This is a genomic window from Paenibacillus sp. 23TSA30-6, assembly GCF_014858585.1.
In the GTDB taxonomy this organism is placed as follows: domain Bacteria; phylum Bacillota; class Bacilli; order Paenibacillales; family Paenibacillaceae; genus Paenibacillus.
This window is the reverse complement of sequence record NZ_SLTL01000024.1, coordinates 43088-66804: the sequence shown is the minus strand read 5'-3', so window position 1 is coordinate 66804 and position 23717 is coordinate 43088. Positions and strand designations below refer to the sequence as shown.

23 protein-coding genes and 1 riboswitch are annotated in these 23717 nt (G+C 50.3%); of the genes, 15 read left to right on the top strand and 8 right to left on the bottom strand.

The features are described 5' to 3' along the window. Positions 1 to 2: 2 nt before the first annotated feature. A complete protein-coding gene (locus tag E0698_RS19750) occupies positions 3 to 1262 on the bottom strand; it encodes an NAD(P)/FAD-dependent oxidoreductase (protein ID WP_192512664.1) in 1260 nt (419 codons plus the stop codon). Between the two features lie 392 nt (positions 1263 to 1654). Between E0698_RS19750 and E0698_RS19745 the strand changes: the two genes are divergently transcribed. From E0698_RS19745 to nadE, 3 genes are all read left to right on the top strand, one after another. Further along, positions 1655 to 3394, top strand: a complete 1740-nt coding sequence (locus E0698_RS19745; protein ID WP_134911230.1) for a two-component system sensor histidine kinase NtrB — start codon at positions 1655 to 1657, stop codon at positions 3392 to 3394. Between the two features lie 140 nt (positions 3395 to 3534). Beyond that, complete coding sequence (locus E0698_RS19740) at positions 3535 to 3969, top strand: BrxA/BrxB family bacilliredoxin (protein ID WP_134911229.1); 435 nt, start codon at positions 3535 to 3537, stop codon at positions 3967 to 3969. A gap of 102 nt (positions 3970 to 4071) precedes the next feature. Further along, complete coding sequence (gene nadE / locus E0698_RS19735) at positions 4072 to 4881, top strand: ammonia-dependent NAD(+) synthetase (RefSeq protein ID WP_192512663.1); 810 nt, start codon at positions 4072 to 4074, stop codon at positions 4879 to 4881. Between the two features lie 84 nt (positions 4882 to 4965). Here the strand turns inward: nadE and E0698_RS19730 are convergent, their stop codons facing one another. After that, on the bottom strand, positions 4966 to 5793 hold the full coding sequence (locus E0698_RS19730) for an alpha/beta hydrolase family protein (RefSeq protein WP_192512662.1): 828 nt from the start codon (positions 5791 to 5793) through the stop codon (positions 4966 to 4968). 177 nt (positions 5794 to 5970) lie between these two features. On the opposite strand from E0698_RS19730, the gene acpS reads away from it, so the two are divergent. Continuing rightward, positions 5971 to 6375, top strand: coding sequence for a holo-ACP synthase (gene acpS / locus E0698_RS19725; RefSeq protein ID WP_134911226.1), 405 nt, complete (start codon positions 5971 to 5973; stop codon positions 6373 to 6375). Positions 6376 to 6379: 4 nt separating this feature from the next. Further along, positions 6380 to 7615, top strand: a complete 1236-nt coding sequence (gene mutY, locus E0698_RS19720) for an A/G-specific adenine glycosylase (protein WP_192512661.1) — start codon at positions 6380 to 6382, stop codon at positions 7613 to 7615. Positions 7616 to 7753: 138 nt separating this feature from the next. Here mutY and yiaY read toward each other — a convergent pair whose 3' ends face one another. After that, complete coding sequence (gene yiaY / locus E0698_RS19715) at positions 7754 to 8908, bottom strand: L-threonine dehydrogenase (RefSeq protein WP_192512660.1); 1155 nt, start codon at positions 8906 to 8908, stop codon at positions 7754 to 7756. Between the two features lie 163 nt (positions 8909 to 9071). Here yiaY and E0698_RS19710 point away from each other — a divergent pair, with 163 nt between their 5' ends. Next, on the top strand, positions 9072 to 9950 hold the full coding sequence (locus tag E0698_RS19710; RefSeq protein ID WP_134911223.1) for an AraC family transcriptional regulator: 879 nt from the start codon (positions 9072 to 9074) through the stop codon (positions 9948 to 9950). A 100-nt stretch (positions 9951 to 10050) separates the two neighbouring features. On the opposite strand, the gene E0698_RS19705 is transcribed toward E0698_RS19710, so the two are convergent. Next, complete coding sequence (locus tag E0698_RS19705) at positions 10051 to 10542, bottom strand: DinB family protein (protein WP_025681914.1); 492 nt, start codon at positions 10540 to 10542, stop codon at positions 10051 to 10053. A gap of 212 nt (positions 10543 to 10754) precedes the next feature. Next, positions 10755 to 11369, bottom strand: a complete 615-nt coding sequence (locus E0698_RS19700; RefSeq protein ID WP_134911222.1) for a superoxide dismutase — start codon at positions 11367 to 11369, stop codon at positions 10755 to 10757. Between the two features lie 522 nt (positions 11370 to 11891). Here E0698_RS19700 and E0698_RS19695 point away from each other — a divergent pair. The 7 genes from E0698_RS19695 (at position 11892) to E0698_RS19665 (ending at position 17348) form a co-directional block, all read left to right on the top strand. Next, positions 11892 to 12317, top strand: coding sequence for a GNAT family N-acetyltransferase (locus tag E0698_RS19695; RefSeq protein WP_014279774.1), 426 nt, complete (start codon positions 11892 to 11894; stop codon positions 12315 to 12317). Between the two features lie 130 nt (positions 12318 to 12447). Next, the gene (lepB, locus tag E0698_RS19690) at positions 12448 to 13032 is read left to right on the top strand and encodes a signal peptidase I (protein ID WP_134911221.1); all 585 of its coding nucleotides are present in this window, start codon (positions 12448 to 12450) and stop codon (positions 13030 to 13032) included. Positions 13033 to 13132: 100 nt separating this feature from the next. Next, positions 13133 to 13570: a ribonuclease HI gene (gene rnhA / locus E0698_RS19685; protein WP_025681918.1), complete on the top strand. Its 438-nt coding sequence runs from the start codon at positions 13133 to 13135 to the stop codon at positions 13568 to 13570. Between the two features lie 89 nt (positions 13571 to 13659). Further along, positions 13660 to 15372, top strand: coding sequence for a tRNA epoxyqueuosine(34) reductase QueG (gene queG, locus E0698_RS19680; protein WP_192512659.1), 1713 nt, complete (start codon positions 13660 to 13662; stop codon positions 15370 to 15372). Positions 15373 to 15479: 107 nt separating this feature from the next. Further along, entirely contained in the window at positions 15480 to 15734 is a 255-nt protein-coding gene (locus E0698_RS19675; RefSeq protein WP_025681920.1) for a YneF family protein, read from the top strand. A gap of 51 nt (positions 15735 to 15785) precedes the next feature. After that, positions 15786 to 16379 (top strand): GTP cyclohydrolase I FolE, encoded by a 594-nt coding sequence (gene folE / locus E0698_RS19670; RefSeq protein ID WP_044646117.1) that lies wholly within the window; start codon positions 15786 to 15788, stop codon positions 16377 to 16379. Between the two features lie 123 nt (positions 16380 to 16502). Continuing rightward, positions 16503 to 17348, top strand: coding sequence for a lipoate--protein ligase family protein (locus E0698_RS19665; protein WP_192512658.1), 846 nt, complete (start codon positions 16503 to 16505; stop codon positions 17346 to 17348). 35 nt (positions 17349 to 17383) lie between these two features. On the opposite strand, the gene E0698_RS19660 is transcribed toward E0698_RS19665, so the two are convergent. Together E0698_RS19660 and E0698_RS19655 are read right to left on the bottom strand one after the other, a co-directional pair. Beyond that, positions 17384 to 18784 (bottom strand): Fe-Mn family superoxide dismutase, encoded by a 1401-nt coding sequence (locus tag E0698_RS19660; RefSeq protein ID WP_192512657.1) that lies wholly within the window; start codon positions 18782 to 18784, stop codon positions 17384 to 17386. 255 nt (positions 18785 to 19039) lie between these two features. Beyond that, positions 19040 to 20077, bottom strand: coding sequence for an alpha/beta hydrolase (locus tag E0698_RS19655; protein ID WP_192512656.1), 1038 nt, complete (start codon positions 20075 to 20077; stop codon positions 19040 to 19042). A gap of 299 nt (positions 20078 to 20376) precedes the next feature. On the opposite strand from E0698_RS19655, the gene E0698_RS19650 reads away from it, so the two are divergent. After that, positions 20377 to 21120: an IclR family transcriptional regulator gene (locus tag E0698_RS19650; protein ID WP_149095732.1), complete on the top strand. Its 744-nt coding sequence runs from the start codon at positions 20377 to 20379 to the stop codon at positions 21118 to 21120. Between the two features lie 153 nt (positions 21121 to 21273). After that, positions 21274 to 21386, top strand: a riboswitch (TPP riboswitch). A 183-nt stretch (positions 21387 to 21569) separates the two neighbouring features. After that, positions 21570 to 23357, top strand: a complete 1788-nt coding sequence (thiC, locus tag E0698_RS19645; RefSeq protein WP_202894982.1) for a phosphomethylpyrimidine synthase ThiC — start codon at positions 21570 to 21572, stop codon at positions 23355 to 23357. Between the two features lie 118 nt (positions 23358 to 23475). Here the strand turns inward: thiC and E0698_RS19640 are convergent, their stop codons facing one another. Further along, the gene (locus tag E0698_RS19640; protein WP_010348453.1) at positions 23476 to 23628 is read right to left on the bottom strand and encodes a hypothetical protein; all 153 of its coding nucleotides are present in this window, start codon (positions 23626 to 23628) and stop codon (positions 23476 to 23478) included. Positions 23629 to 23717 lie beyond the last annotated feature (89 nt).

Below are 23717 nucleotides of genomic sequence, written 5' to 3'. Positions count from 1 at the left end.
TCTTAATCGCATACAGCCGCCTGTGTTCCCGCCGTATGCCCCGTGGTAAACGCCGCCGTAATATTATAGCCGCCCGTGTACCCGTGAATATCCAAAATCTCACCGCAGAAAAACAATCCCGGCATCAGCTTGGACTCCATCGTTTTCGGATTGATTTCCTTCAAATTTACACCGCCTCCGGTAACGAACGCCTCCTTCAGAGAGAGCGTACCGTTCACCCGAATCGGAAATGCCTTGATTCGATGGGCTAACTCCTGCCATTGCTGCTTTGGAATATGATCGTACGTCAAATCCTCACGCAGCTCGGTTTGCTGGAGCAGCAGCGGAATCAGGCGTTCCGGCAAATAAGGCTTGAGTACGTTTTTAATTGCTTTTTTGGCATCTGCTGCCGCCAGCTCCAGTGTTTCACGGTAGACTTCATCGGCATGCTTATGAGGCTGCAAATCCAGAGTCAGCAATACCGTGCTGGTCTTATCCTTTTTCATCCCTTTTACGACAAACTGGCTGCATCGCAAGGCGGAGGGACCAGATAGGCCAAAGTGTGTAAAAATCATGTCTCCCTCGTGGACGACGACCTTTTTTTGCTTCGCATTCCACACGGTCAGGCTGATGTTGCGCAAGGATAGCCCCTGTAGCTCTTTCGTCTGAATAAAGGTCTCACCTGATGTCAGCGGTACCTCCGTTGGATACAGCTCGGTAATCGTATGTCCTGCTTGCTCGGCCCATGCGTAGCCGTCACCTTCCGAGCCTGTATGCGGAACAGATTTGCCGCCGACCGCGACAATAACGTTGCGGCTGCGAAGGGTTTCACCGGAACGCAGTCTTACCCCGGCAGTGTGGCCTTCTTTGTAAAGAACCTCCTGTACGGGACTTCCTGTCCGAATGTCCACTCCTTGAGAACGTACCTTGTTTACCAAAGCATCGACAACCGTTTTGGCCTTATCCGTCACGGGAAACATACGCCCGTTGTCTTCTTCCTTTAAGGCTATTCCCAGTTGTTCAAAAAAGGCGATGATGTCCCGGTTGCCAAAGGCAGCCAGCGCACTGTGCAGAAAACGGCCATTGCCGGGGATGTGCCGAATCAGCTCGTCCAGCTCTTTTGCATTCGTGACGTTGCAGCGCCCTCCACCGGAGATACCCAGCTTTCGTCCCAGTTTATTTCCCTTTTCCAGTAAAAGCACCTTGGCGCCCTCACCGCTGGCTGCCGCAGCGGCCATTAATCCGGCTGAGCCGCCTCCGATCACAATAACGTCGTATTTCATGAACCTCTTCCTTTTTGTAGAAAAATTTTTCGAAAACCCAAAATGGAGTAACAGGATTTTCATCATATCGTAATACCGTTATCTTAGATACACATTATCGCAGTATTTTTGTATAAAGATATAGCATACCACAATCTTGGGTATTCGATTTCATTTGCTCTAGAATGCAATATATAGATGAATAAAATTATCTCAGTCCATATATAGATAGTAGAAGCCATCATCTCGATTTTTCCAGAAAATACGTAAAGCCGTCATCTCCATATCTATCTGGTGTTTCGCAGATTTTGTCGTTCTATACCGGGATTTTAACACATATATTGTAATATATTGTAGCCTGTGCTTTAATTCAACTAACGGCGTCAAGGAAAGATGATGAGGGGGAGAAGTCCTTGTTAATTGCGTTGAAGGAAAGTGTGCTTCAAGTTCTCCTTGCCGTGATGTCGGCGGGTTTTTTCTCTATATTAACGGATTGTGGGGATAAGAAAAAGGTTTGGGGTGGCAATCTGCTTCCCGGATCTAATCAAGGGATCCTTTATTTGTGTTGCTTGCCGGCCATACTGCTATGTTCGCTCTTTCAATATCAGTCTCCTTATGGCCTGCCTTCCAACCTGGGAATTATCCCCCTCGCTGTTGGCATCATGTACGGCAGACGGCGCACCGCATTTGTTCTTGCCGCTTCTGCGCTGGTCAGTGTTCTGATTATAGCGCAATCTACGGCAATGTCGCCAATGTATGTGGGTACGGGTTTTATTCTTTTTCCTTTTATGCTGCTGCACGTCAAGTTCTTTCAAAGAGGAACATTGTTGGACAAAAAACTTCTGATTTCTGCCTATGTTGCAGCTGATATGCTGTTTAAGGCGTTATTCCCACTATTGTGGGGCAAACAGGATGTTTGGGTATATGTTCCTGATCTCCTTACGACGCTTTGGAACATTGCAGTTGGTGTGCTGGCAAGCTTTATGGTCGTCAGTCTGATGCAAAATGCCTTCGAGAAGATAGCGTTACGGCGGGATGTGACCGAGTTTACGAGCAAATATTTAATTGAAGCCGATAAGCTGCGTCAAGTTATGGATCTGATGCCGTTAGCTCTGGTCACTCTGGACAGCGAAGAACGGGTTATACATATGAACAAAACGATGCTGGAACTCTATCGGGACGTCGATCCGTTTATTACGCTCCCTGAGGTGGTGGGTCGTCCATTGACATCGCTGTTTGGTTTTAGCACTGCACCAGTGGTCAATGAGCGGGTTGCGAGGGCTCTTGAAGGAGAGGCGGGTGCTGATTTTATAAATGTGTCTCCCAAAGTGTTTTTCTCAAGCTTCCTTCCCATTCGTGATAAACATGCAAGCAAAACGACAGGTGTCATTATCGCCTTGCAGGACATTACAGAGCTGGAGACACTGCGCAGCGAACTGGGTAATTTCGAGAGGCTTAGTCTGGTCGGACAGATGGCGGCAGGCATTACTCATGAAATACGCAATCCAATGGCGGTTGTGCGCGGATTTTTACAGCTCATGCGCGAAAAGAGTCCCGACTCCCTCGGTCATTACTACCGTATTGTGATGGAGGAGCTGGATCGGGCGAACGGAATTATTAACGATTTCCTGTCACTTGCCCAGAACCGAATTGTCGAGAAGGAGCAATGCCATCTTCATGACATTATTCGTGAACTCACTCCTCTGTTGTGGGCAGATGCCAACCTGAGAGGACAGACGATTGAACTGAAGCTGGAGGAGCATATCACTATGCTACATTTGAACCCTAAGGAAATGAAGCAATTGCTGCTTAATCTGTCGCGTAATGCGATGGAGGCTATGGGGGATAAAGGCGTGCTGACGATTTCGACTCATGAAGAGGGCGATTTTGTGGAGCTGGAAGTGAAGGATACGGGTCCCGGTATTCCGCAAAATCAGCTTGAAAAGCTGTTCCAGCCTTTTTACACGACCAAAACGAAAGGGACAGGTCTGGGCCTGGCCTTATGCCAAAGCATTGTGGAACGTCATCACGGTACCATTGCCGTAGATTCGGTGGAAGGAATGGGAACGCAGTTTAGGGTTCGATTGCGCAGAACTATTCCTGCTTACAGGGAACATTCTGAATCCCCTTCCATGAATTCCATACAGAAATAATTGTACAAATATATGTCTGGATTTTTGCAAACTGCGTGAAAAAGATTGTATAATAAAGATTAGATGTCCATGTCTTTAACACGGCAGAGGCGAAATTAGCAATGTAATATACATGATTTTTCGAAAAGGAGTGAACGAATATGTCAATGTCTTTTGATCAATATATGAAAGATTCTGTTCAGCCGATGCGCGATGAACTGACAAGTCTCGGAATTCAGGAGCTGCGTACTCTGGAAGATGTGGAGGCCAAGCTGCCTGATGCTAAAGGTACAGTGCTGGTCGTTGTGAACTCGGTATGCGGTTGTGCCGCAGGTCAATGCCGACCGGGTGTAGCCGAAGCGCTGAAGCATGATATTACACCGGATCACCTGTACACGGTTTTTGCTGGTCAGGATAAGGAAGCAACCGCGAAGGCACGCGAATTTTTCGCACCGTATCCTCCATCTTCTCCTTCGATCGCGCTGTTGAAAGACGGCGAACTGGTTCACTTCATCGAGCGTCATCAGGTGGAGGATCGTTCGGCAGATCAAATCGCTGCTGATTTGACCAGTGCATTTGACCGTTTTTGCCGGTAAAACTGCTCAAGCTATGCCCCCGCATTTTTCGCTTGCGAAACTTGCCGGGGCTTTTGCATGTTGGCTTGTGAAGGAAATTCCTAAAAAAGAGGTGCTTATCTGATGAGTTTGCAGGAACAGATTATTGCTGAATTGGGAGTACAACCTACCATTAACGTGGAGGCTGAGGTCCGCAAGCGTGTGGATTTCCTCAAGACGTATGTCACGAAAACGGGAAGCAAGGGTTTGTTGATCGCCATCAGCGGCGGGATCGATAGTGCCGTAGCGGCTGCCTTGTGCAAGCAGGCTACGGATGAGCTGACGCAGGAGCAAGGCGAAGAGTGCAAAACGCTTGGAGTATTCCAGCCGTATGGCAAGCAGGAAGATATCGAGCACAGCTACGCAGTAGCCAAAGCGTTCAACCTGAAATTTGCCGGGGAAACGAACATTCAGGAAGCGGTGGACACGATTGCTGTGGAAGTAGAGCGTTCGTTGAAGGATATCGGTCTTGAGCGTTCCATTACTCCGCAGGTGAGAGGGAATGTGAAGGCGAGAACACGTATGGTGGTTCAGTATGCGCTCGCCAATGAGCTGAATCTGCTCGTTGTGGGCACAGATCATGCCTCGGAAGCCATCACAGGCTTTTATACCAAATGGGGCGATGGTGCCGTTGATATTACGCCGCTCAGCACGCTGAACAAACGTCAGGTGCGTTTGCTGGCGAGTTACCTGGGAGTTCCGCAGGCCATTCTGGACAAAGCCCCTACAGCGGGATTGTGGGAAGGCCAGACGGATGAAAAGGAACTGGGTATCTCTTACGAAGCGAACAGCGACTATTTGGAAGGCAAGGAAATTGACCCGGCGGCACGTGAAAAGCTGGAAAGCTTCTTCACACGCACAGCGCATAAGCGGACAAGCATTCCAGGCATTTAAACAGCGAACAATTATGGAATTGTAAAATAATAATGCGGCGATCCGCCCGGCGGATCGCCGTTTATTTTGGCGACAGGTTGTAGCTTAATTAGTGATCCATTCAATAAAGCGGCGGGTTTCGGTAATCGCCTGATCCAGCGGAAGACTGCTTCCCTGGAACGGATGAACAGTATTAAAAGTATGATTGCCCCCTTGAATTTGCACCCATTCAATATCAGGACGAACCGAGGTAAGCAGGGCAGAGCCTTCACGCAGGCGTTTGGAATCATCGGTACCCTGAATGAGTACGGCAGGCAGTTGGCTGTCTTTAAGCCTGTCCACGATGGCAAAGCGCTGGCGATTTTGTTCCATATCTTCCAAAATAACAAGGTCCAGCGGAAGCTGCTGTCCGGTTCTGGCGTTTTGCACGTAGCTGCGTCCCTTGGTCCGCATTTCTTCTTTTTGTGGCAAGGTGAACAGGTCCAGGTCAGTTACGCCATTCCATGAAATGACGCCGGATATCTCGCCGGGATGATCCAGACCGTAAATGAGGCAGCTTCCCGCGCCACGACTGTGTCCTAACAGAAACAACGGCAGCTCTCTGAACTCGTGGCGTGCTCGCAGATTTGTCAGCAATACGTCCAAGTCCTCTTGTTCCTGGCTGTAGGTATTCCGTGCAAACTTTTCCAGCTCGGTAAAATTCGTCAGATCCTCACCTATGCCATTATGTGAAAAGTTGAAGGTTATGACATGGTTGTCTATGCTCAAGGCTTCTGCTATATAGGGGAACATGCCCCAATCCTTAAAGCCCTTATAGCCATGAGCGATGACGAGCAAGCTTTTGGCTGTATTTTTGGCGGGAAACCAGGAAGCCCGGATTACCGCATCTGTTCCTGCTTCCGTACCTGCTTCAATAACGAGTGATTCTGACATCCTATCCTTCCTTTCTACGGGAATTTTTAATAGGCATATAAGCTAAATCAACATGCGCATATAGCCTCTCTTATTTTAACATATTTTGGTGCTGCTTTTACGGCTTTGTGACTCGCCATGTTGTGGACACGCTGTTACAATAGGTGCAGTAAAGTATAAAAGGACGGGGAATACCCAATGATCTACGGAATTGGACATGATGTGCTGGAAATAAGCCGGATGGCTGACATATTGGCAGGCAAGTATGCAGATGCTTTTTTAAATCGGGTGTTGACCCCGGCTGAACGCGACCTTGCTGTGGAACGAAAGGGCAGGCTGACGGAGTTTGTTGCAGGGCGTTTTGCCGCGAAGGAAGCGATAACGAAAGCCTTCGGCTGCGGAATCGGGCAGGTGATCGGGTTCGGCGATATGGATATTTTACCGGAGCCAGGGGGCAAGCCGACGGTTTATTTATCTGCCCCTGCGTGGGACAGACTGGGGCTGCCAGGTGCGGGCGGCTCGGATTACAGCATTCACCTGAGTATTACACATCAACCTAACATTGCCTCTGCTTTTGTGATTGTTGAATATAAGGAGACGTGATGTGATGACTACCCATACATTGGAACAAAAACGTTATTTCAGCTTCGAGCTGCTGAATTGGTATATACGAAGCAAGCGTGATTTGCCGTGGCGCCGCCACCGGAATCCTTTTTACATCTGGATTTCGGAAATTATGCTCCAGCAGACGCGTGTGGATACGGTGATTCCGTATTTTAACCGTTTTATTGCACGCTTTCCTACGATTGAGGCGCTGGCGGAGGCGCCTGAGGAGGATGTGCTTAAGCTGTGGGAAGGGCTAGGTTATTATTCACGGGCCCGGAATTTGCAAACTGCAGCGAAACAAGTGGTTGAGCTTCACGGCGGGGAAGTGCCGGATGATACGCAGGCTGTCGCCGCTCTGAAAGGCGTAGGCCCGTATACGACGGGAGCGATTATGAGCATTGCCTTCAATCGGCCGGAGCCTGCTGTGGATGGGAATGTGATGCGGGTGCTGTCACGATATTTCCTAATTGAAGAGGATATCATGAAGGGCAGCACGCGAGCACATATGGAAAGTCTGGTGCGGGAGCTGATCCCCGAAGGGAGAGCATCCGACTTCAATCAGGCGTTGATGGAGCTGGGTGCCCTGGTCTGCACGCCGAAGTCGCCCCATTGCCTGACCTGCCCGGTCATGGAGCATTGCTCGGGCCGATTGGCAGGACGTGAGGAGACGCTACCGGTGAAGACCAAGGCGAAGCCGCCGCGGCTGGAGCCGCGTTCCGTCGCCCTCATCGAGGGCAGCGACGCGAACGCAGGCCGCCTGCTCGTGCGTCAGCGCCCGGCCAAGGGCCTGTTGGCCCGCATGTGGGAGCTGCCGCACGAGCTTGTCGGGCCGGAGGGCTACAACGGCCCGGTGCCGGATGAGCCAGCCATGGATCACCTGGCGGCTCATTTGCTGGCGGAGGGCGTGCTCGCGCGTCCGGTGCGGTTTGTACGTGAGGCGGAGCACACGTTTAGCCACATTCACTGGAACCTGCGTGTGTTCCAGTGTGAAGAGGTCGCCAGCCCTGCCGGAGAGGCTGGCGGACAGTCGTTGGCTGCCGAGCAGCGGGCAGGCTACAGCACTAGCGGTGCGAAGCCGGGTGCGCTGCTTGCGCTGGCGGAGCAGGAGGAGCGCACGGCGCCGCTGGCGGGGTACCGCTGGATCAGCGAGGCCGATATGGACACCTTGGCGTTTCCCAAGGTGTTCCTCGATCTGATCACTGAATATTTTGCAAAGCAAAAAGGGACCTTGATGTAGGTCCCCAAGCTGTCGGGAGAAGTCCCGGCAGTTTTTTTGTGTTCTTTTTTTATTAAGCCCGACATCTCATTTAAATAACGGTACGTATAGGCAATACCTATCCATAGTCGTAGCTGAGGTTTTAGGCTAATTCTTTATTTACATCGCCTGTTCAAAAATGTCGATCACTTCTTGTTGCGTAGGCTGAATCGGATTCGTTGCACCGCAGGCATCTTTGAGTGCGTTAGCGGCGAGAACAGCGAAATCTTCGCGTTTGACGCCGAGTTCTTCCAGCCCGGAAGGGATGTTGACCCGTTTAGCCAGCTTTTCGATAGCGTGCAGGGCGAGGTTGGCACCTTGTTCCGGTGTAACACCGTCCGTTTTTTCGCCAAGTGTACGGGCAATGTCGGTGAGTCGTTCGGCGGAAGCCTTGGCATTATAGCGCTCTACATGCGGCAGCAAAATGGCGTTACAGACCCCGTGCGGCAGATTATAGAAGCCACCCAGTTGATGCGCCATGGCGTGAACAAAGCCTAATCCGGCGTTATTGAACGCCATCCCTGCGAGGAACTCGGCGTAGGCCATTTGGCTACGGGCTTCCACATCATTTCCGTCATCGACGGCTTTGACCAGATGATCCCGAATCAGCTCAATTGCTTTAAGCGCGCAAGCATCTGTGATCGGTGTGGCATTTGTGGAAACATAAGCTTCAATAGAGTGAGTGAGCGCATCCATCCCCGTTGCAGCAGTTAATGATTTGGGCATAGCCATCATTAGATCAGGATCATTGACGGCAATGAGTGGTGTCGTGTGCTTGTCGACAATCGCCATTTTGATATGACGCTCTTCATCCGTAATAATACAAAACATAGTCATTTCACTAGCTGTTCCTGCCGTAGTGTTAATGGCAATCAGTGGGAAGGAAGGCTTACCGGATTTATCCACGCCTTCGTAGTCGCCGATCTGTCCGCCGTTGGAGGCCAAAAGAGCGATTCCCTTGGCACAGTCATGCGGTGACCCGCCTCCGAGCGAAATAATAAAATCACACCCGGATTGTTTCAGCAGCGCCAAGCCCTCGTTGACATTGGAAACCGTGGGATTCGGCTGCGTGCCGCTGTATACGACGGATTTTACGTTATGACTGTCCAACATGGTTGTTACTTTTTTCACAATCCCAATATCAACTAAAGGCTTATCGGTTACGATCAATGCATTTTTAAAGCCCAATTTTCCGATTTCTGTACCTGCATCCGCCAGTGCGCCTGAGCCCATAAGACTCATACCCGGCATCATGAATTTGGAAGTTCCCGTCATAAATATGCATCCACCTTTGTTATTATTTTGAGGTAAATCAAGGTATAATGATGGAATTAAAGGATCTTGCAACCATCCTTATATCCTTATCATACTGCCCTATATTGGCGGGAACTAACGCATTTTATTATAAAATATCGTGATTTTTAAAAGGGTGAGACGGATGGAACATTCCAAGACTTTAGGCGACTTTAATCGTTATAGCGAACTGCAATATGGATATGAAACCGATCTGATCAGAATTTTGTATTATGATCTTCCAGAAAATTATTACGAGAAATATGCTTCATATGAATGCCCGAAGCTGTGTACGATTTTGGAGGGGAGAAAAGAAGTCAAAATTAATGAAACGGAGCATTTTGAATACGATTCTCAGGAGATTATCCTGCTTCCTCCACAGTCCAGCGTTGAAATGAAAATCAAAGAACACACCAAGGCACTGGTCTTTGAATTAAGCGATCAGTTGATGGAACGGTTAAGGAACGTGGTAGAGGAGGAATTTCAGGTCCCGGAGAGTTACCCGACCCATTCGGTGGTTCGCTGCGAGCTGAACGAAAAGGCGGATTCACTTACCGCATCGATGGAGCGGATCAAGCAATATATGACACATCCCGCTGAAAGAAAAAATTTCCTGATTGATCTGAGCGCTCAGGAAATGGCCTATCATCTGCTACAGATGCAGGTGCTTGAGCAGAATCTGCTTACGAACCATCGGCATCCTGTGTTTCGAGCGATCCGGGATATTCAGGAGCAGTTGCCTGGCATTAGGCATGTGAAGGATTTGGCGGATAACTATAATATGTCACATGCGAATTTCACGAATCAGTTTAAAAAAATAACAGGATTAACCCCGCTTGACTATATAACGAATCAAAAAATGCAGCTTGCCAAGCAATGGCTCCAGCACCGGAACGTGACGGAAGTCGCTTTTGATTTGAATTATAAGAGCGTTTCCTATTTTATTGGACTTTTTAAAAAGAAGTATGGCGTTACGCCCAAGCAGTATCAGATGAGTGTGCAGCGGCAAGCAGTTCTTACGTAATGCGAAACATATCCAGAAAGTAAAAGAGTCCGTCCTCAGCAGTTAAAAACTACTGAGGACGGCCCTGTGTTCACATGGATATACGTTTACGCCGTTAAAGCTAATCGACACCACGATCACTCTCAATCAGCCCTTTGCCGATTACATTGGCCGAAACCGGAGGCTTGCCGAGCTCCCGGGACCATATGGACAACTGCCCAATATGGTGGATTTGGTGAGCAATGACATGGCGCATCACCTCGCCCCAGGCATCAATCACAATCCTGCCGTCCGGGAGGTGATCTTCAAACCTTTTTCGTTCCAGACCTTCATGCCAGGAGAGCACGAACGGCTCGACATCGATTCGAAACTTCGCATCCAGTTCGCGAACCTTGTCCAGCGTATCATACCGCGAGAAGTCCTCCTGAAAGTCGGGTTTGCCCTGAATCGTTTGAACCCAACTCCACTCTACATCGACGACATGAAACAACGTCTTCAGAATGCCGCCAACCCCGCCGACGCGTTCTTTCAGTAGTTCCTCCTGCGGCACCTCTTCACACCAGCGGTACCATTGTTCCCGAATCATCCAGTTGTAACGAAAAAAAGTCTGCATCCATGAACCTCCAGAGATTGTATTTAAGAAACGTCTCCACCAGTTTACCATGGAATGCCAAACCTTTTTCAGCTTCACTCTGGCGGCTCCAGTAGGGCTCGAATGGACAGAATCTTTTGTGCACCAATTTAAATTGAAAAGGGCTGTCTCACTCGTAGAAAATCTACTTTTGAGACAGCCCTTTATTATAGGATAGAGATGTTGTTACTGGCTTATTTCTTCGCAGCCGCGTAACGTTTGTTCACTTCATCCCAGTTGATAACATTGTAGAATGCTGCAATGTAATCCGGGCGTTTGTTTTGATATTTCAGGTAGTAAGCATGCTCCCAAACGTCCAGTCCAAGTACCGGAGTCAGACCTTCGGAGAGTGGGCTGTCTTGGTTAGGAGTGCTGGTGATTGCCAGTTTGCCGTCTTTGCCGACAACCAGCCAAGCCCAGCCGCTACCAAAGCGTGTTGTAGCTGCTTTTGTAAAATCTTCTTTGAATTTGTCATAGCCGCCTAGCTCGTTGCTGATTGCTTCAGCAATAGCGCCAGTTGGTTGTCCGCCGCCGTTAGGGCCAATAACTTCCCAGAACAGGCTGTGGTTGTGGTGTCCGCCACCGTTATTGCGAACCGCAGTGCGGATGCTTTCAGGAATGCTGTCCAGATTGGAGATCAGATCCTCCAGACTTTTACTTTGCAGTTCAGGAGCGCTTTCCAGAGCTGCGTTCAGGTTTGTTACATATGTGTTATGGTGACGATCATGGTGAATTTCTACTGTCAGCGCATCAATGTGCGGCTCCAGTGCGTCTTTCGCGTAAGGAAGTTCTGGTAATTGAAATGCCATTGTAAAATCCCTCCTGATTATATGGTTTGGGTAAGGTATTCCTATGTAATAATACCCTCTACAGTTATATTAAACCGCATTCAGGCTATTTTATCAACATTTTTGTTTGTAAAATAGCAAACTGGGCATTACGACCTGGTAGCTATCATGTCCAAAAACCCGCTTGGAATACATGGTGTATAGGTAATAAGAGGCGAATTATACAGCTCTAAAATGTAAACGCTTCATATACAGCGCTTACATGAGAAAAAGGGATGTATTCCATCTAAAAGTGTGGTTTAATGGTCAAGGAAGCAGAAATTTCGGCTTTTTTGTCGTCTGCTATATCTTGTCATGTCTGCGGATATGACGAACTTGAGGGCATATACCCTTTTCCTGTTCTTCAATTCATATATAGCAGATCGTATTTTTATCATAATGCCTTGTGATTAACACCATGCTAAGAACTTTAAGGATTTATGTAAAAATGACGGTGCTGTCTCAAAATGTCTTATTAAGCTTACGAAAAGGGAGATATTACTTATGCACGTTCGTTCCTTTCAATTGAGTGATGTGAATCCAGTAATGGAACTCATGCAGATTGCCTTGTCTGAGGAGTGCTACAAAGAGACGGTGGGCGCTTTTGCCCGTCAGCTTTCGTGGGATTCCGGCTTGATCGTCGTTGCGGAAGAAGATGAAGAGCTGGTTGGCGCTCTAATCGGCACGATTGATCAGAATCATGGTTGTTATTATCGTATTGCTATTCACCCGGACCATCGTCGGATGGGAATTGGCAAATCGCTTGTCGAGTCTATGGAGCAGCGTTTTCAGCAACGTAAGGTTAGCCGCATCTGGGTAGCCGGAGACAAGCATAACAGCGCGGCCATGCCTTTATATGAAGCGATGGGCTACGGGGCAAGTCAGATTTTACAGACTTTTCAGAAGCTCAGCATTTTGGCTCCTCATTAATCGGCAATGGATATAAAGAGAATCGAATATTTTTAAAGCTAATATTTCCATTTAGAGCATATCTGAGTAACCGTTGCAATCGGGTACGGGATATGCTTTTCTATTTATAACAGGGTTGAGGAGGTTTATTATGGACACACTGGCTCCTTCGTCAGGCCCGCTTCCTTCGCCGGAAACGTCCAAACATGCAGGTCGTTGGAGTTACATACGCGATTGGTTGGTGACTCTTCTGATCGCGATGACCGTCTTGCTGCTGCTAAACCTGTTCGTGTTTAATTTGTCTACGGTCAGGGGACATTCAATGCAGCCGACGCTGATGGAAAGCCAGCATTTGTTCGTTAACAAGCTGGTTTACAATTTTCATGATCCGGGCAGGGGTGATATTGTGATATTACAAGATCCCGACTCCAAGCCGTCCAGTCCGAGATTTTTAGTGAAAAGAGTCATAGGCACTCCGGGGGATGTAATCCGGGTTGAGCATAATCATCTATATGTGAACGGCAAGCTGCAAAACGAGCCTTACACCGACTCCGAGATTGAGGACGGTGATTACGGTCCTTTTACAGTGGAGCCGGGGCACTTTTTTGTCATGGGCGATAACCGACACGCCGCGGGCAGCAAGGACAGCCGATATTTTGGCAGCATTAAATCTCAGGATTTGCTGGGGCGTGCGGAGCTTGTATTTTGGCCGTTATCCGAGTGGAAGTGGCTGTAGAGCAGCCATAGTCTGTATGCTGAAAATTAATGGGGAACGTGTGCAAATCGTCAGGACCATGACGGGGCAGGCGGTGACCGATCAGGAAGGAAAGAGAAATATGAAAGAAGTGATGGTATATACCGACGGCGCTTGTTCGGGAAATCCCGGTCCTGGGGGCTGGGGCGTCGTTTTACTATATGGAGAGCATCGCAAGGAGTTGTCTGGGGCCGAAAAAATGACGACAAACAATCGCATGGAGATCAAGGCCGTGATCGAAGCGCTCAAGCTGCTCAAGGAGCCTTGCCATGTAAAGGTACACAGTGATTCCGCCTATGTTGTAAACTGCTTCAAACAGGGCTGGATTAAGAATTGGCTTCGTAACGGCTGGCGTAACAGTAAAAATCAGCCAGTTGAAAACAAGGAGTTATGGGAAGAACTGTGGGAACTGATGAGCAAGCATGAGGTTGAGTACGTGAAGGTCAAAGGTCACAGTGACAACGAGCTGAACAATCATTGTGATTTCTTGGCGACCAGCGCTGTTAAAAATTTACGGTAGCATCTGCTGCTATATTCTGTTGAAATTTGAGATATGGGGATTTTACAGAAATCCTCATATAAGTGATATGAAAGAGAGGTGAGTATCGGATGCAACGCGGACAGACACCAACGGCTGCTGGAACCGCTTTGACTTGGGCATCGCTCAAGCAGGAGATTGTCGAAGCGGCTCCGGGGCTGGGCATCGACTCCATCGGGTTCGCATCCGCCGATCCCTTTCTGTCTCTGAAAGCAATATTGGAAGAGCATCGCGCCAAAGGCTATGAATCCGGTTTTGAGGAGCCGGACATTGATAAACGGATCTACCCGGAATTGTACGGTTCGCAGCCTGCATCCCTGATTGCCATTGCGGTGGCTTATCCTTCCAAAATGAAGGACCCGCCGAAGTCGGACAAAGGCAAGTACCGTGGTATTTTGGCGCGTTCCGCCTGGGGTAAGGACTACCACTTGGTGCTGCGCGAGGCGATGGAAAAGCTGGAGGCTTTTATAGGTGAACGGGTTCCCGACGCGATTATGAAAAACATGGTGGATACCGGAGAGCTGTCGGACCGGGCCGTAGCGGAACGGGCGGGTATTGGCTTTAGCGGCAAAAACACGATGATGATTTCACCAACACTGGGATCATGGATTTATCTTGGTGAGCTGCTGACGAATATCCCTTTTCAGCCGGATGAGCCCGTGACGGACGGTTGCGGGGAGTGTACGAAATGCCTGGATTCGTGCCCTACGGGGGCGCTTGTCGGACCGGGGCAGCTTAATGCCCAGCGGTGTGTGTCTTTTTTGACGCAAACGAAAGGTTTTCTGGATGAGGAATTTATGCTAAAAATCGGGAATCGGTTGTACGGATGTGATACCTGCCAAATCGTATGCCCCAAAAATCGGGGCCTCAACTGGGATCATCATCCTGAGCTTACACCTGATCCCGAGATTGTGAAGCCATTGCTGCTGCCGTTACTGGATTTGAGCAATCGTGAATTCAAAGAGAGATTTGGTCAAAGTGCGGCAGCCTGGCGAGGAAAGAAGCCGATTCAGCGCAATGCGGTTATTGCGCTCGGCAATTTCAAGGATATTAGCGCCGTGCCCAAGCTGACGGAGGTTCTGTTGGATGATCCGCGTCCTGAGCTTCGGGGTACGGCAGCATGGGCTTTGAGCCGAATTGGAGGAAAACACGCAATGACAGCGATCGAGCAAGCATCTGAGAAGGAACAACATGAGCAAGTACGCGAAATGGTCGCGCAGGCGCATTCCAAACTTGAGGAACGAGAACAGGCTGAACAGCAAAAGGTCTCAGAAGGACCGACTACGATTTATTATAATGAAATGGAGACACCTGTGGGCACTTTGACGCTGTGTGCTACGGATCGGGGGCTGTGCCGAATAGACTATGGCGTTTTTCATGCGAGGGAAGCACTGCTTCAGCAATGGGCCCGGACATGGATTGGGGAATATGTCTATGTGCAGGAGCCGGAAAAACTGCGCGAAGCCGCAGATCAACTGCGTGAATATTTTGCGGGAGAACGACGGGAATTTAGTATAGCCTATGATTTGAGAGGGACTCCTTTTCAAGAACAGGTATGGCGTGCACTGCAAAATATTCCGTACGGGCAAAGTGTGTCTTACAAAGATATTGCGGAATCGATCGGCCGAGCAAAGGCGGTACGTGCTGTCGGGGAAGCAAATAACAAAAATCCGTTACCCATCCTGTTTCCATGTCATCGGGTATCGGGTGAAAACGGAAGCTTGGTTGGGTATGCCGGGGGCCTGCCGAACAAGATGAAGCTGCTGGATTTGGAGAAGCAATGAGGACATACGTTTGCAAATTGTGATTTGCTAGCTGTCCCATGTTTTGCTATGATAGGTTCGTGTATAATTCAAGAGGTTTCATATAAATATACAGAGGTGACGACTTCGTGGTGTGGAATATTGTCATTCCGATCATTACCCTGATTGTTGGTTTGGTCGGGGGATTTTTCATCGGTGCTTATTATCTTCGCAAACAGCTTGAAAAGATGCAAAACGATCCTGATACGCTGCAAAAAATGGCCAAACAGATGGGTTACAACCTGAATGGGAAGCAAATGCAGAAGGCCCAGCAGATGATGAAGAACCAGCAGTTCTCCAAAAATCAGCCAGGTCCGCGTAAAAATCAGGGCCGTCGGAAATAATGAGCAACATAAGCACGGATGCCGCATGAGGTTGCACAGAGGAGGATTACTGTGGCTGGCGTAAAAGACTATATTAACCGCAAAGCTGCGGATAACCGGGATAAAATCGAGTACCATGTGGAACAAATTCTACAACTGATCGGTGAGGACCCCAAGCGTGAAGGCTTGCTGGAAACACCGACACGCGTAGCGCGCATGTATGAGGAGATATTCGCAGGTTATGAGGTTGATCCCCGGGATGCGCTGGGTGTAACCTTCGACGAAAATCACGAGGAGCTTGTGATCGTGAAGGACATCGTTTATTACAGCCAGTGTGAGCACCATATGGCTCCTTTCTTCGGAAAAGTGCATATCGGTTATGTACCCAGCGGCAAAATTGTAGGACTAAGCAAGCTTGCCCGTCTGGTTGAGGCTGTAACGCGCAGATTGCAGGTTCAGGAGCGCATTACGGCACAGATCGCAGATATTTTGAATGAAGCGGTCTCCGCTCACGGGGTTATGGTGGTCGTGGAAGGCGAGCACTTGTGTATGTGCGCAAGAGGCGTCAAAAAGCCTGGCAGCAAAACGGTAACTTCTGCGGTACGCGGAACGTTTCGTGATGATGCTGCGCAGCGTGCAGAGTTCCTCTCGCTGCTCAAGGATTAACCGAACAGGCGTGACGATGATGGGATGATAAAAAAGGGTGGTTTACGCATAGGCGTAGCCACCCTTTTTTGCTAACATTAGAAATAGAGACGACGGGATAGCTACTTTGAAGGAGGATAACGTATGGAGAATGTACATATGTCAGCAGCCAAAACAACGGTTTTGCCTGATCTGCAATGGTTTGAAGCGCCACTCGCAACTACACAGACGAATGTTTTGTCTCCACTGGCGTGGGAGGAACTGGCCTGTCGGCAAGTAGGGCAAGGAGCTGCGCCTGTTTTGCATCTATGGCGGCACCCGGCTGCGTTGGTGATCGGCCACCGGGACCGCAGGCTTCCGTACGCGCCGCAGGCGATGGAGCGTGTGCGGAATGCGGGAACCTCGGTATGCGTGCGTCCCTCGGGCGGAGCGGCCGTCATGCTGGACAGGGGGGTATTGAACCTGTCCCTGATCCTGCCGAATCCGCAGCGAGCAATCAGCCTGCATGAAGATTTTCGGCTTATGGCAGGGCTGATTGCCGATGCGCTGGCCCCGTGGTCCGCCGAGGCGCAGACCGGGGAAATCGCCGGGTCCTTCTGTCCCGGCGATTACGATGTCAGCGTCCGAGGCCGCAAGTTTTGCGGCATTGCGCAGCGGCGGCAGGCCAAGGCCTATATCATCACGGCTTTTGTGATGATTGAGGGCAGTGGCGCGGAGCGCGCACAGGCGGTGCAGCGGTTCTATGCGGAGGCAGCCGGAGCTGCGCCGACGGGCGTGCCGAAGCCGGATTATCCGCAGGTGAATCCGGCAACGATGGGCAGCCTGAGGGAGCTGGCCGGAGTGCCGTCTGTTGAGGCGTATACGGCATCGCTGCGCCGGGTAGTCGAAAGTCGGGCGGCGATTTTGCCTGCCGATGGCTCACTGATACACCCGCAAGGACTGACGGAGCAAATGGCATCGCTCAGAGAGCGATACGATTCACAGGTGTAGTGGAAAGCATATTCTTGGTACAGATGAGTCTTGGTTTAGAACGGCTGCCATCTCAGCTTCGAGGCTTGGGTGTAGCGTTTTTCGACCTCAGGCCAGTTGACGACATGCCACCAGTCCTCGATGTATTTGTTGCGCTCGTTCTGATGCTTTAAGTAATAGGCATGCTCCCACACATCAATCGCCAGTAGCGGAATGGACTCCCATTGAGTCAGGTTCTGGTGCTTTTCGGCCTGCAAAATTTCAAGCCGTCCTGCACGTGGACTCCACGTCAGGAGGGCCCAGCCGCTGCCCTCGACCTTCTCGGCTGCCGAGCTGAATTGCTTCTTGAATGCCTCATAGCTGCCAAAGTCCTTTTTGATCTGCTCCGCCAGCGGCCCGCTTGGTGTTCCACCGCCTTGAGGACTCATAATCGTCCAGAAAAGAGTGTGCAGATAATGGCCTGCGCCATTAAACGCCAGTTCACGTTCCCAATGCTTCACAAGGTCAAAATCACCCGTTTTCCGGGCTTCCTCCAGCTTTTTCTCCGCTTTGTTTAAATCATTTACATAGCTTAGATGATGCTTGTCATGGTGGATACGCATCGTTTTTTCATCAATGTACGGTTCAAGCGCATTATAGGGATAAGGAAGCGGCGGTAAACGATGTCCCCCGATAGGAACAGGTCGGCCGGGGGAGGTTTTTTCCGTAGCAGAAGGCTCTTTCTGGTTGGATTGAACGCCTTTGACTTTATTCGCCCACGGGCCTTCCCACCTCGAACCGCCTGTCTGTCCTGTCTGACGCTCTCGCAGCGCATTCTCGGGGTAATTCTCACCTTCTGCCGCCACATGATACAATGCACTGGCCCGCGCAATGGAGCCGGGCTCCTCAAAGGGATTGGTGGAGATCAGGAAATACTGACTCTCATGTGCTGCGTGCAGCACAACTCCGGTGGATTTCGGCTGCTGCCGTAACGCATGGCTGTGCTCGGTCAGCAGACTGAGCTGCCGTACATACTCCTGTGACTGGCGGTTTGCGGTTTGCAGCAATTCGTCCAGACGACGATTCAGCTCTTGTGAGACAGGCTGTGAATCTGATGTCACTCCTGCCGTTGCCTTAGCTGATTGTAACGCTTCTGGCGCTGATCCTGACCCATAATCTCTCGACTGCCCCGATTGCCTGGCTTGTGCTTGTGCAGCAGCCGACGTTTGCTCCCATTGACGATGCCACGCCTGATCTGCCGGATCGAGGGCGCTTCGCTGCTCTTCTAGCAGCTCTATAGCGGTGCGTTCCGTCTGTTCGAATACTGTCCTCCAGTCATCCAGCAGCCGCACGTAGGCAGGCTCCAGGCCCTCTGTAGCGGACTTAATCACTTCCACATGCCAGCTTTCCTGCTGCTTCCAATGCCGGATTTCCTCCAGTACACGCAAGGGCAGGAAAGACCCGTAAGTACTCAGCATCATTTTTACCTCCCGTATCCCACTATGGCTATCCGGGCTGGTCCCAAGAACCTGACCCGGATGCATACGTACCCAGTATATTCGCCGTCTCATCGGGAATATGTCTACAAACTCCCCGGCTCCGGCGCGATATGTAATGTGGGGCAAATGGATACATAGTTGGATGCAAAAAAGAAGCCACGCTGCGGCACGGGTTAAGTGTCCACAGACGGGCTTCTCCAGGTTGAAAGGAGTATGGCTACTAAAATAGAACCATTACTGCGTAGTCGTTTGTTTACTGGCATTAGCGATAGTTTTCTTGTCCTCCAACTCTTGTACACCGCTTAAAAAAATCGATACCCGCCGCAAATACTCACGTGGATGCTCTCTGAAAATAAGCTCATGCAGCCCGTTTTTGACAATCCATACACTGGAAAGCGGGTTGGTTTGATTGGCAGCGAGCTTTTCCGCAATCGGGTAAGGAGCTTTTTCATCCTGCGTCCCATGCACGAACATGATCGGGAACGGATAGTTTTCCGCTTTGACCTCTTGATATGGAATCTGATGCAGGCTGGTACCGTTCAAGACCGGAAACAACAGCTCCAGAATTTCCAGAGATGGATGGCGCGGCAGATCAATTTGATTATGAATGTTATGGTACAGCGTATCCGGCTCCAGCAGGAAGGTGCTGTCCAAAATCATGGCGTCCACATCTTTGGTTTGCAAGCCCGCCTGAAGAGCGGTCCCTGCCCCCATCGAGAAGCCCCATACGATAATCTCCGAGGAGCCGCGTTGCTTCGCAAGCTGGATGGCCCCGAGAAGCTGCTGGGATTCCGCTTTGCCTCCGGTTGCGACGGCTTTGCTATTTTGTGATGCGAATCCGTAATCGAACATGACAACGTTAAAATTCAAACGGTGGGCATAATGCGCCAGATCATACATCGGAATCCAACTTTCTTCGCGGTTGGCCCCATAACCGTGGCTGAAAATAATCGTTTTCTTCGATTGATCTGCCGGGATATACCAGCCCTGCACCACCCGGCTGCCGTCCTTGGCGGGGAAGCTGACTTCCTCGTAGGGCATGCCTTTGGCCTGCATCGGGTTCGAGTACAGTGGCGCGACGGTTGGATTCGTCAGTACCCATGCGATATAGGCGTGCAGGGTAATAAAGCAAAACAACAGAAAAAATACGACCGACAGCAGCAAGGCAATGACAACATGCTTGATCTGCAGCAGCCGGGGGTTGATCAGTGGGGTGGACGGCTCCTGGACAGCATGCTGTAGCTGAGAGCTGCGCTGGGATGTCGAAATCATGTAAGAGCCTCCTTCTATAAAAATGAACTTCGTTTCATAGAATTCTAGGTACAATTCCACTTGAAAATGATAGTTTATGTCCGTATAGATACCTAATATCGTATGATGCGTGTTATCCAAAGTCAACGGCTGAACCGGAAAAGTAAAAATGATGCAAAGATTTGTCGATGTTTGTTCTCGTTCTGTAATATGGCTGTCATAAAAACATTGGTTTACAGTAGCCGCGACTATTCTATATAATTTATGTAACCATGTTTCATGGTGTGAAACGAATATGGAACAAAGAGGAGCGGTTCACAATGGAAGACCGTAAATTAACCGTTCGCGCCGTGGAGCGTGCGCTTGATATACTGATGTGTTTTACCGGAGATTCCGATCTGGGCCTGACAGAGATTGCTTCCAAAATTGGTTTACATAAAAGTACCGTCCATCGGCTGTTGACCACGTTGGAGGATCGCGGCTTTGTCGTTCGGAATGCCGCAACGGAAAAATATCGGCTTGGCATCCGGATATGGGAGCTGTCCACCCATTTGTCGCAAAGCGACGAGCCGGCGATCCTATTACAGCCAGCGATGGAAGGATTGCGTGACCGTCTGGGCGAAACGGTCAGCCTATACCTGCGCGATGGCAGCATGCGTATCCGCATTCAGGCCGTGCAGAGTAATCAGGCGATCCGCCGCGTTGCGCCAGTGGGTGCAAGCATGCCGCTGGCTGTAGGAGCCTCCAGCAAGGTGCTGGCGGCCTTTATGCCGCCGCAGGAGCTGGAAGCCCTGCTAAGCGGGGATGAATGGCCGCCCTCGGTAGACCCGGAGGTCTATAAGGCTCAATTGCAGGATATTCGTGAGAAGGGCTACGCGACCAGCTATGAGGAGCGGGAGCCGGGCGCTGCTGCTGTGGCTGCGCCTATCGTGAATCGGAAGGGACAGGTCGCTGCGGCCTTATCTGTATCTGGTCCGGTCAGCCGACTAGCGCCCGAGACGCTGCATGATTTTGCACCGATTTTGATTGAGGCGGCAAAAGAAATGGGGCTTATGCTTCCGTAGCAAGGATTGAGAGGAACCGGGGCAATCTAAGTGAATGATGCAGGAGATCTTGGAAAAAGGGACCAGAGAAGGGTTGCCAAAGCCGTAAATTTGAAGTAATCTGATGGGGATGGCGGGTTGTCAATTATAGCCGCCTCATGCGAATAGAATTATCACAGTTACTGGGGGAGCCTGTAATACCGGGCTGAGATGGAATCGCACTAGATTCCGGACCCTTTGCACCTGATCTGGATCATACCAGCGTAGGGAAGTAATCGGCCATTGAAATGTATACGTAGCCGCTGTCTACGGCAATGCATCGGAGTATGTTTCCGCGTGCGTAGCCGTCTGCATAGCTGTTTCGTTAGATTAGCCGGTTCCCCTGGGGAACCGGCTTTTTTGCATAGATAGCCAGCCTGGGGATGGTTCCGGATCGGTGTGTCATTTCATCGAAACGGGAGGAATGGACAATGAAACCGACAGAAACAGAAGGAACAGTAGGGAACGCAGTGGATGAACAGACAGGAGGGGTGAAGCCCTTTCCGGGGAGCCGCAAGGTATATATTCAAGGCTCGCGGCCGGACATTGCCGTACCGGAGCGTGAAATTGCCCTGCATCCCACACATACGCCGCAGGGCACGGAGCATCATGAGCCGTTACGTGTGTACGATACGAGCGGTCCCATGACCGACGAAGCCTATCAGGTCGATATCCGTAAGGGCTTGCCTCCATTACGGCGAGCTTGGGCACTGGAACGAGGCGATGTGGAGGCTTACGAGGGGCGCGCCGTCAAGCCGGAGGATAACGGGTTGAAGCCCGGCTCCAAACGGGAGACGGCTGAATTTCCCGGCGTAACCAACCGTCCGCTTCGTGCGCGGCAAGGGCGTAGTGTAACGCAAATGCATTATGCGCGGCAACGGATCATTACGCCCGAAATGGAATTTGCGGCGATCCGCGAAGGGGTGGAGCCTGAGTTTGTACGGCAGGAGTTGGCGGCAGGACGAGCTATTTTGCCTTCAAATATCAATCACCCGGAAAGTGAGCCGATGGTGATTGGTCGTCATTTTCACGTGAAGATTAATGCGAACATTGGTAATTCTGCGGTTACGTCCTCCATCGAGGAGGAAGTGGAGAAAATGACCTGGGCTGTACGCTGGGGCTCGGATACGGTCATGGACCTGTCCACAGGCCGTAATATCCATACAACGCGTGAATGGATCATCCGTAACTCCCCTGTGCCGATTGGGACTGTACCGCTGTATCAGGCGCTTGAAAAGGTGAACGGCGAAGCAGAGGCGCTAACATGGGAGCTGTATCGTGACACGCTGATTGAGCAGGCGGAGCAGGGCGTGGACTATTTTACAATTCATGCGGGCGTGCTGCTGCGGTATATTCCGATGACGGCAAGCAGAATGACGGGAATTGTGTCCCGTGGAGGGTCGATCATGGCGGCTTGGTGTCTTGCGCACCATCGGGAGAACTTTTTGTACACACATTTTGAAGAAATATGCGAAATTATGAAAGCCTACGATGTGGCCTTTTCCCTCGGAGACGGTCTACGTCCAGGCAGTATCTATGATGCGAATGATGAAGCACAGTTTGCTGAGCTGGATACGTTGGGCGAGTTAACGCAAATTGCCTGGAAGCATGATGTTCAGGTTATGATTGAAGGGCCGGGACATGTCCCGATGCACAAAATCAAGGAGAATGTGGACCTGCAAATGGAGATTTGCAAGGAAGCTCCCTTTTATACACTGGGACCGCTCACGACGGATATTGCACCTGGCTATGATCATATTACCTCGGCGATCGGGGCAGCGATGATTGGTTGGTTCGGGACGTCCATGCTGTGCTATGTTACGCCGAAGGAGCATTTGGGTCTGCCGAACAAGGATGACGTTCGTGAAGGTGTTATTACGTACAAAATTGCGGCACATGCTGCCGATCTGGCGAAAGGCCATCCACGGGCGCAGCAGCGTGACGATGCTTTGTCCAAGGCACGCTTTGAATTCCGCTGGCGTGACCAGTTCAATCTTTCGCTCGACCCTGAGCGGGCCTTGTCCTACCATGATGAGACGCTGCCAGCAGAGGGAGCCAAGGAAGCACACTTTTGCTCGATGTGCGGTCCCAAGTTTTGCAGTATGCGTATCACGCAGGACATTCGCGCCTATGCGGCGGATAAGGGGCTGAACACCGAAGAAGCGGTAGCCGCCGGGATGCGTGAGAAGGCAGAGCAGTATCGGGATGCCGGGCAGTAAATCCTTAAACTTATGAACGTATGAATAACAAAAGCCGTGGTTCTCTACAGATGATGTAGGAAGCCACGGCTTTTTAGCTTATGTAAAGCGAGATCATGCAACCGGATAAACGGCGGCTTTATTTTTTACCCATTTTCTCATTCAAAATGTCCTGAAAGCTGAGCTTCTTCTCCGAGCTGTCTTCTTTCTTCTGCATACTCACCGCGTTGGCACGTTGGTATTGGTGATGGAAAGGCATCAAGGTGTGTACAGTTAAATTCATTGTATTCATGTGGGTTGTTCCTCCAATTCCATTTTGTCAAATTCAGATTGAGTTGCTTAGGACGTCTGTATAGGACTATTCGTATGTACTTGATGTCG

What these genes read in the sequence shown, in the direction of transcription:
- E0698_RS19750 (WP_192512664.1), bottom strand. Translation starts at nt 1,262, where the DNA reads ATGAAATACGACGTTATTGTGATCGGAGGCGGCTCAGCCGGATTAATG.
- E0698_RS19740 (WP_134911229.1), top strand. Translation starts at nt 3,535, where the DNA reads ATGTCAATGTCTTTTGATCAATATATGAAAGATTCTGTTCAGCCGATG.
- nadE (WP_192512663.1), top strand. Translation starts at nt 4,072, where the DNA reads ATGAGTTTGCAGGAACAGATTATTGCTGAATTGGGAGTACAACCTACC.
- E0698_RS19730 (WP_192512662.1), bottom strand. Translation starts at nt 5,793, where the DNA reads ATGTCAGAATCACTCGTTATTGAAGCAGGTACGGAAGCAGGAACAGAT.
- acpS (WP_134911226.1), top strand. Translation starts at nt 5,971, where the DNA reads ATGATCTACGGAATTGGACATGATGTGCTGGAAATAAGCCGGATGGCT.
- mutY (WP_192512661.1), top strand. Translation starts at nt 6,380, where the DNA reads ATGACTACCCATACATTGGAACAAAAACGTTATTTCAGCTTCGAGCTG.
- yiaY (WP_192512660.1), bottom strand. Translation starts at nt 8,908, where the DNA reads ATGACGGGAACTTCCAAATTCATGATGCCGGGTATGAGTCTTATGGGC.
- E0698_RS19710 (WP_134911223.1), top strand. Translation starts at nt 9,072, where the DNA reads ATGGAACATTCCAAGACTTTAGGCGACTTTAATCGTTATAGCGAACTG.
- E0698_RS19705 (WP_025681914.1), bottom strand. Translation starts at nt 10,542, where the DNA reads ATGCAGACTTTTTTTCGTTACAACTGGATGATTCGGGAACAATGGTAC.
- E0698_RS19700 (WP_134911222.1), bottom strand. Translation starts at nt 11,369, where the DNA reads ATGGCATTTCAATTACCAGAACTTCCTTACGCGAAAGACGCACTGGAG.
- E0698_RS19695 (WP_014279774.1), top strand. Translation starts at nt 11,892, where the DNA reads ATGCACGTTCGTTCCTTTCAATTGAGTGATGTGAATCCAGTAATGGAA.
- lepB (WP_134911221.1), top strand. Translation starts at nt 12,448, where the DNA reads ATGGACACACTGGCTCCTTCGTCAGGCCCGCTTCCTTCGCCGGAAACG.
- rnhA (WP_025681918.1), top strand. Translation starts at nt 13,133, where the DNA reads ATGAAAGAAGTGATGGTATATACCGACGGCGCTTGTTCGGGAAATCCC.
- queG (WP_192512659.1), top strand. Translation starts at nt 13,660, where the DNA reads ATGCAACGCGGACAGACACCAACGGCTGCTGGAACCGCTTTGACTTGG.
- E0698_RS19665 (WP_192512658.1), top strand. Translation starts at nt 16,503, where the DNA reads ATGGAGAATGTACATATGTCAGCAGCCAAAACAACGGTTTTGCCTGAT.
- E0698_RS19660 (WP_192512657.1), bottom strand. Translation starts at nt 18,784, where the DNA reads ATGCTGAGTACTTACGGGTCTTTCCTGCCCTTGCGTGTACTGGAGGAA.
- E0698_RS19655 (WP_192512656.1), bottom strand. Translation starts at nt 20,077, where the DNA reads ATGATTTCGACATCCCAGCGCAGCTCTCAGCTACAGCATGCTGTCCAG.
- E0698_RS19650 (WP_149095732.1), top strand. Translation starts at nt 20,377, where the DNA reads ATGGAAGACCGTAAATTAACCGTTCGCGCCGTGGAGCGTGCGCTTGAT.
- thiC (WP_202894982.1), top strand. Translation starts at nt 21,570, where the DNA reads ATGAAACCGACAGAAACAGAAGGAACAGTAGGGAACGCAGTGGATGAA.
- E0698_RS19640 (WP_010348453.1), bottom strand. Translation starts at nt 23,628, where the DNA reads ATGAATACAATGAATTTAACTGTACACACCTTGATGCCTTTCCATCAC.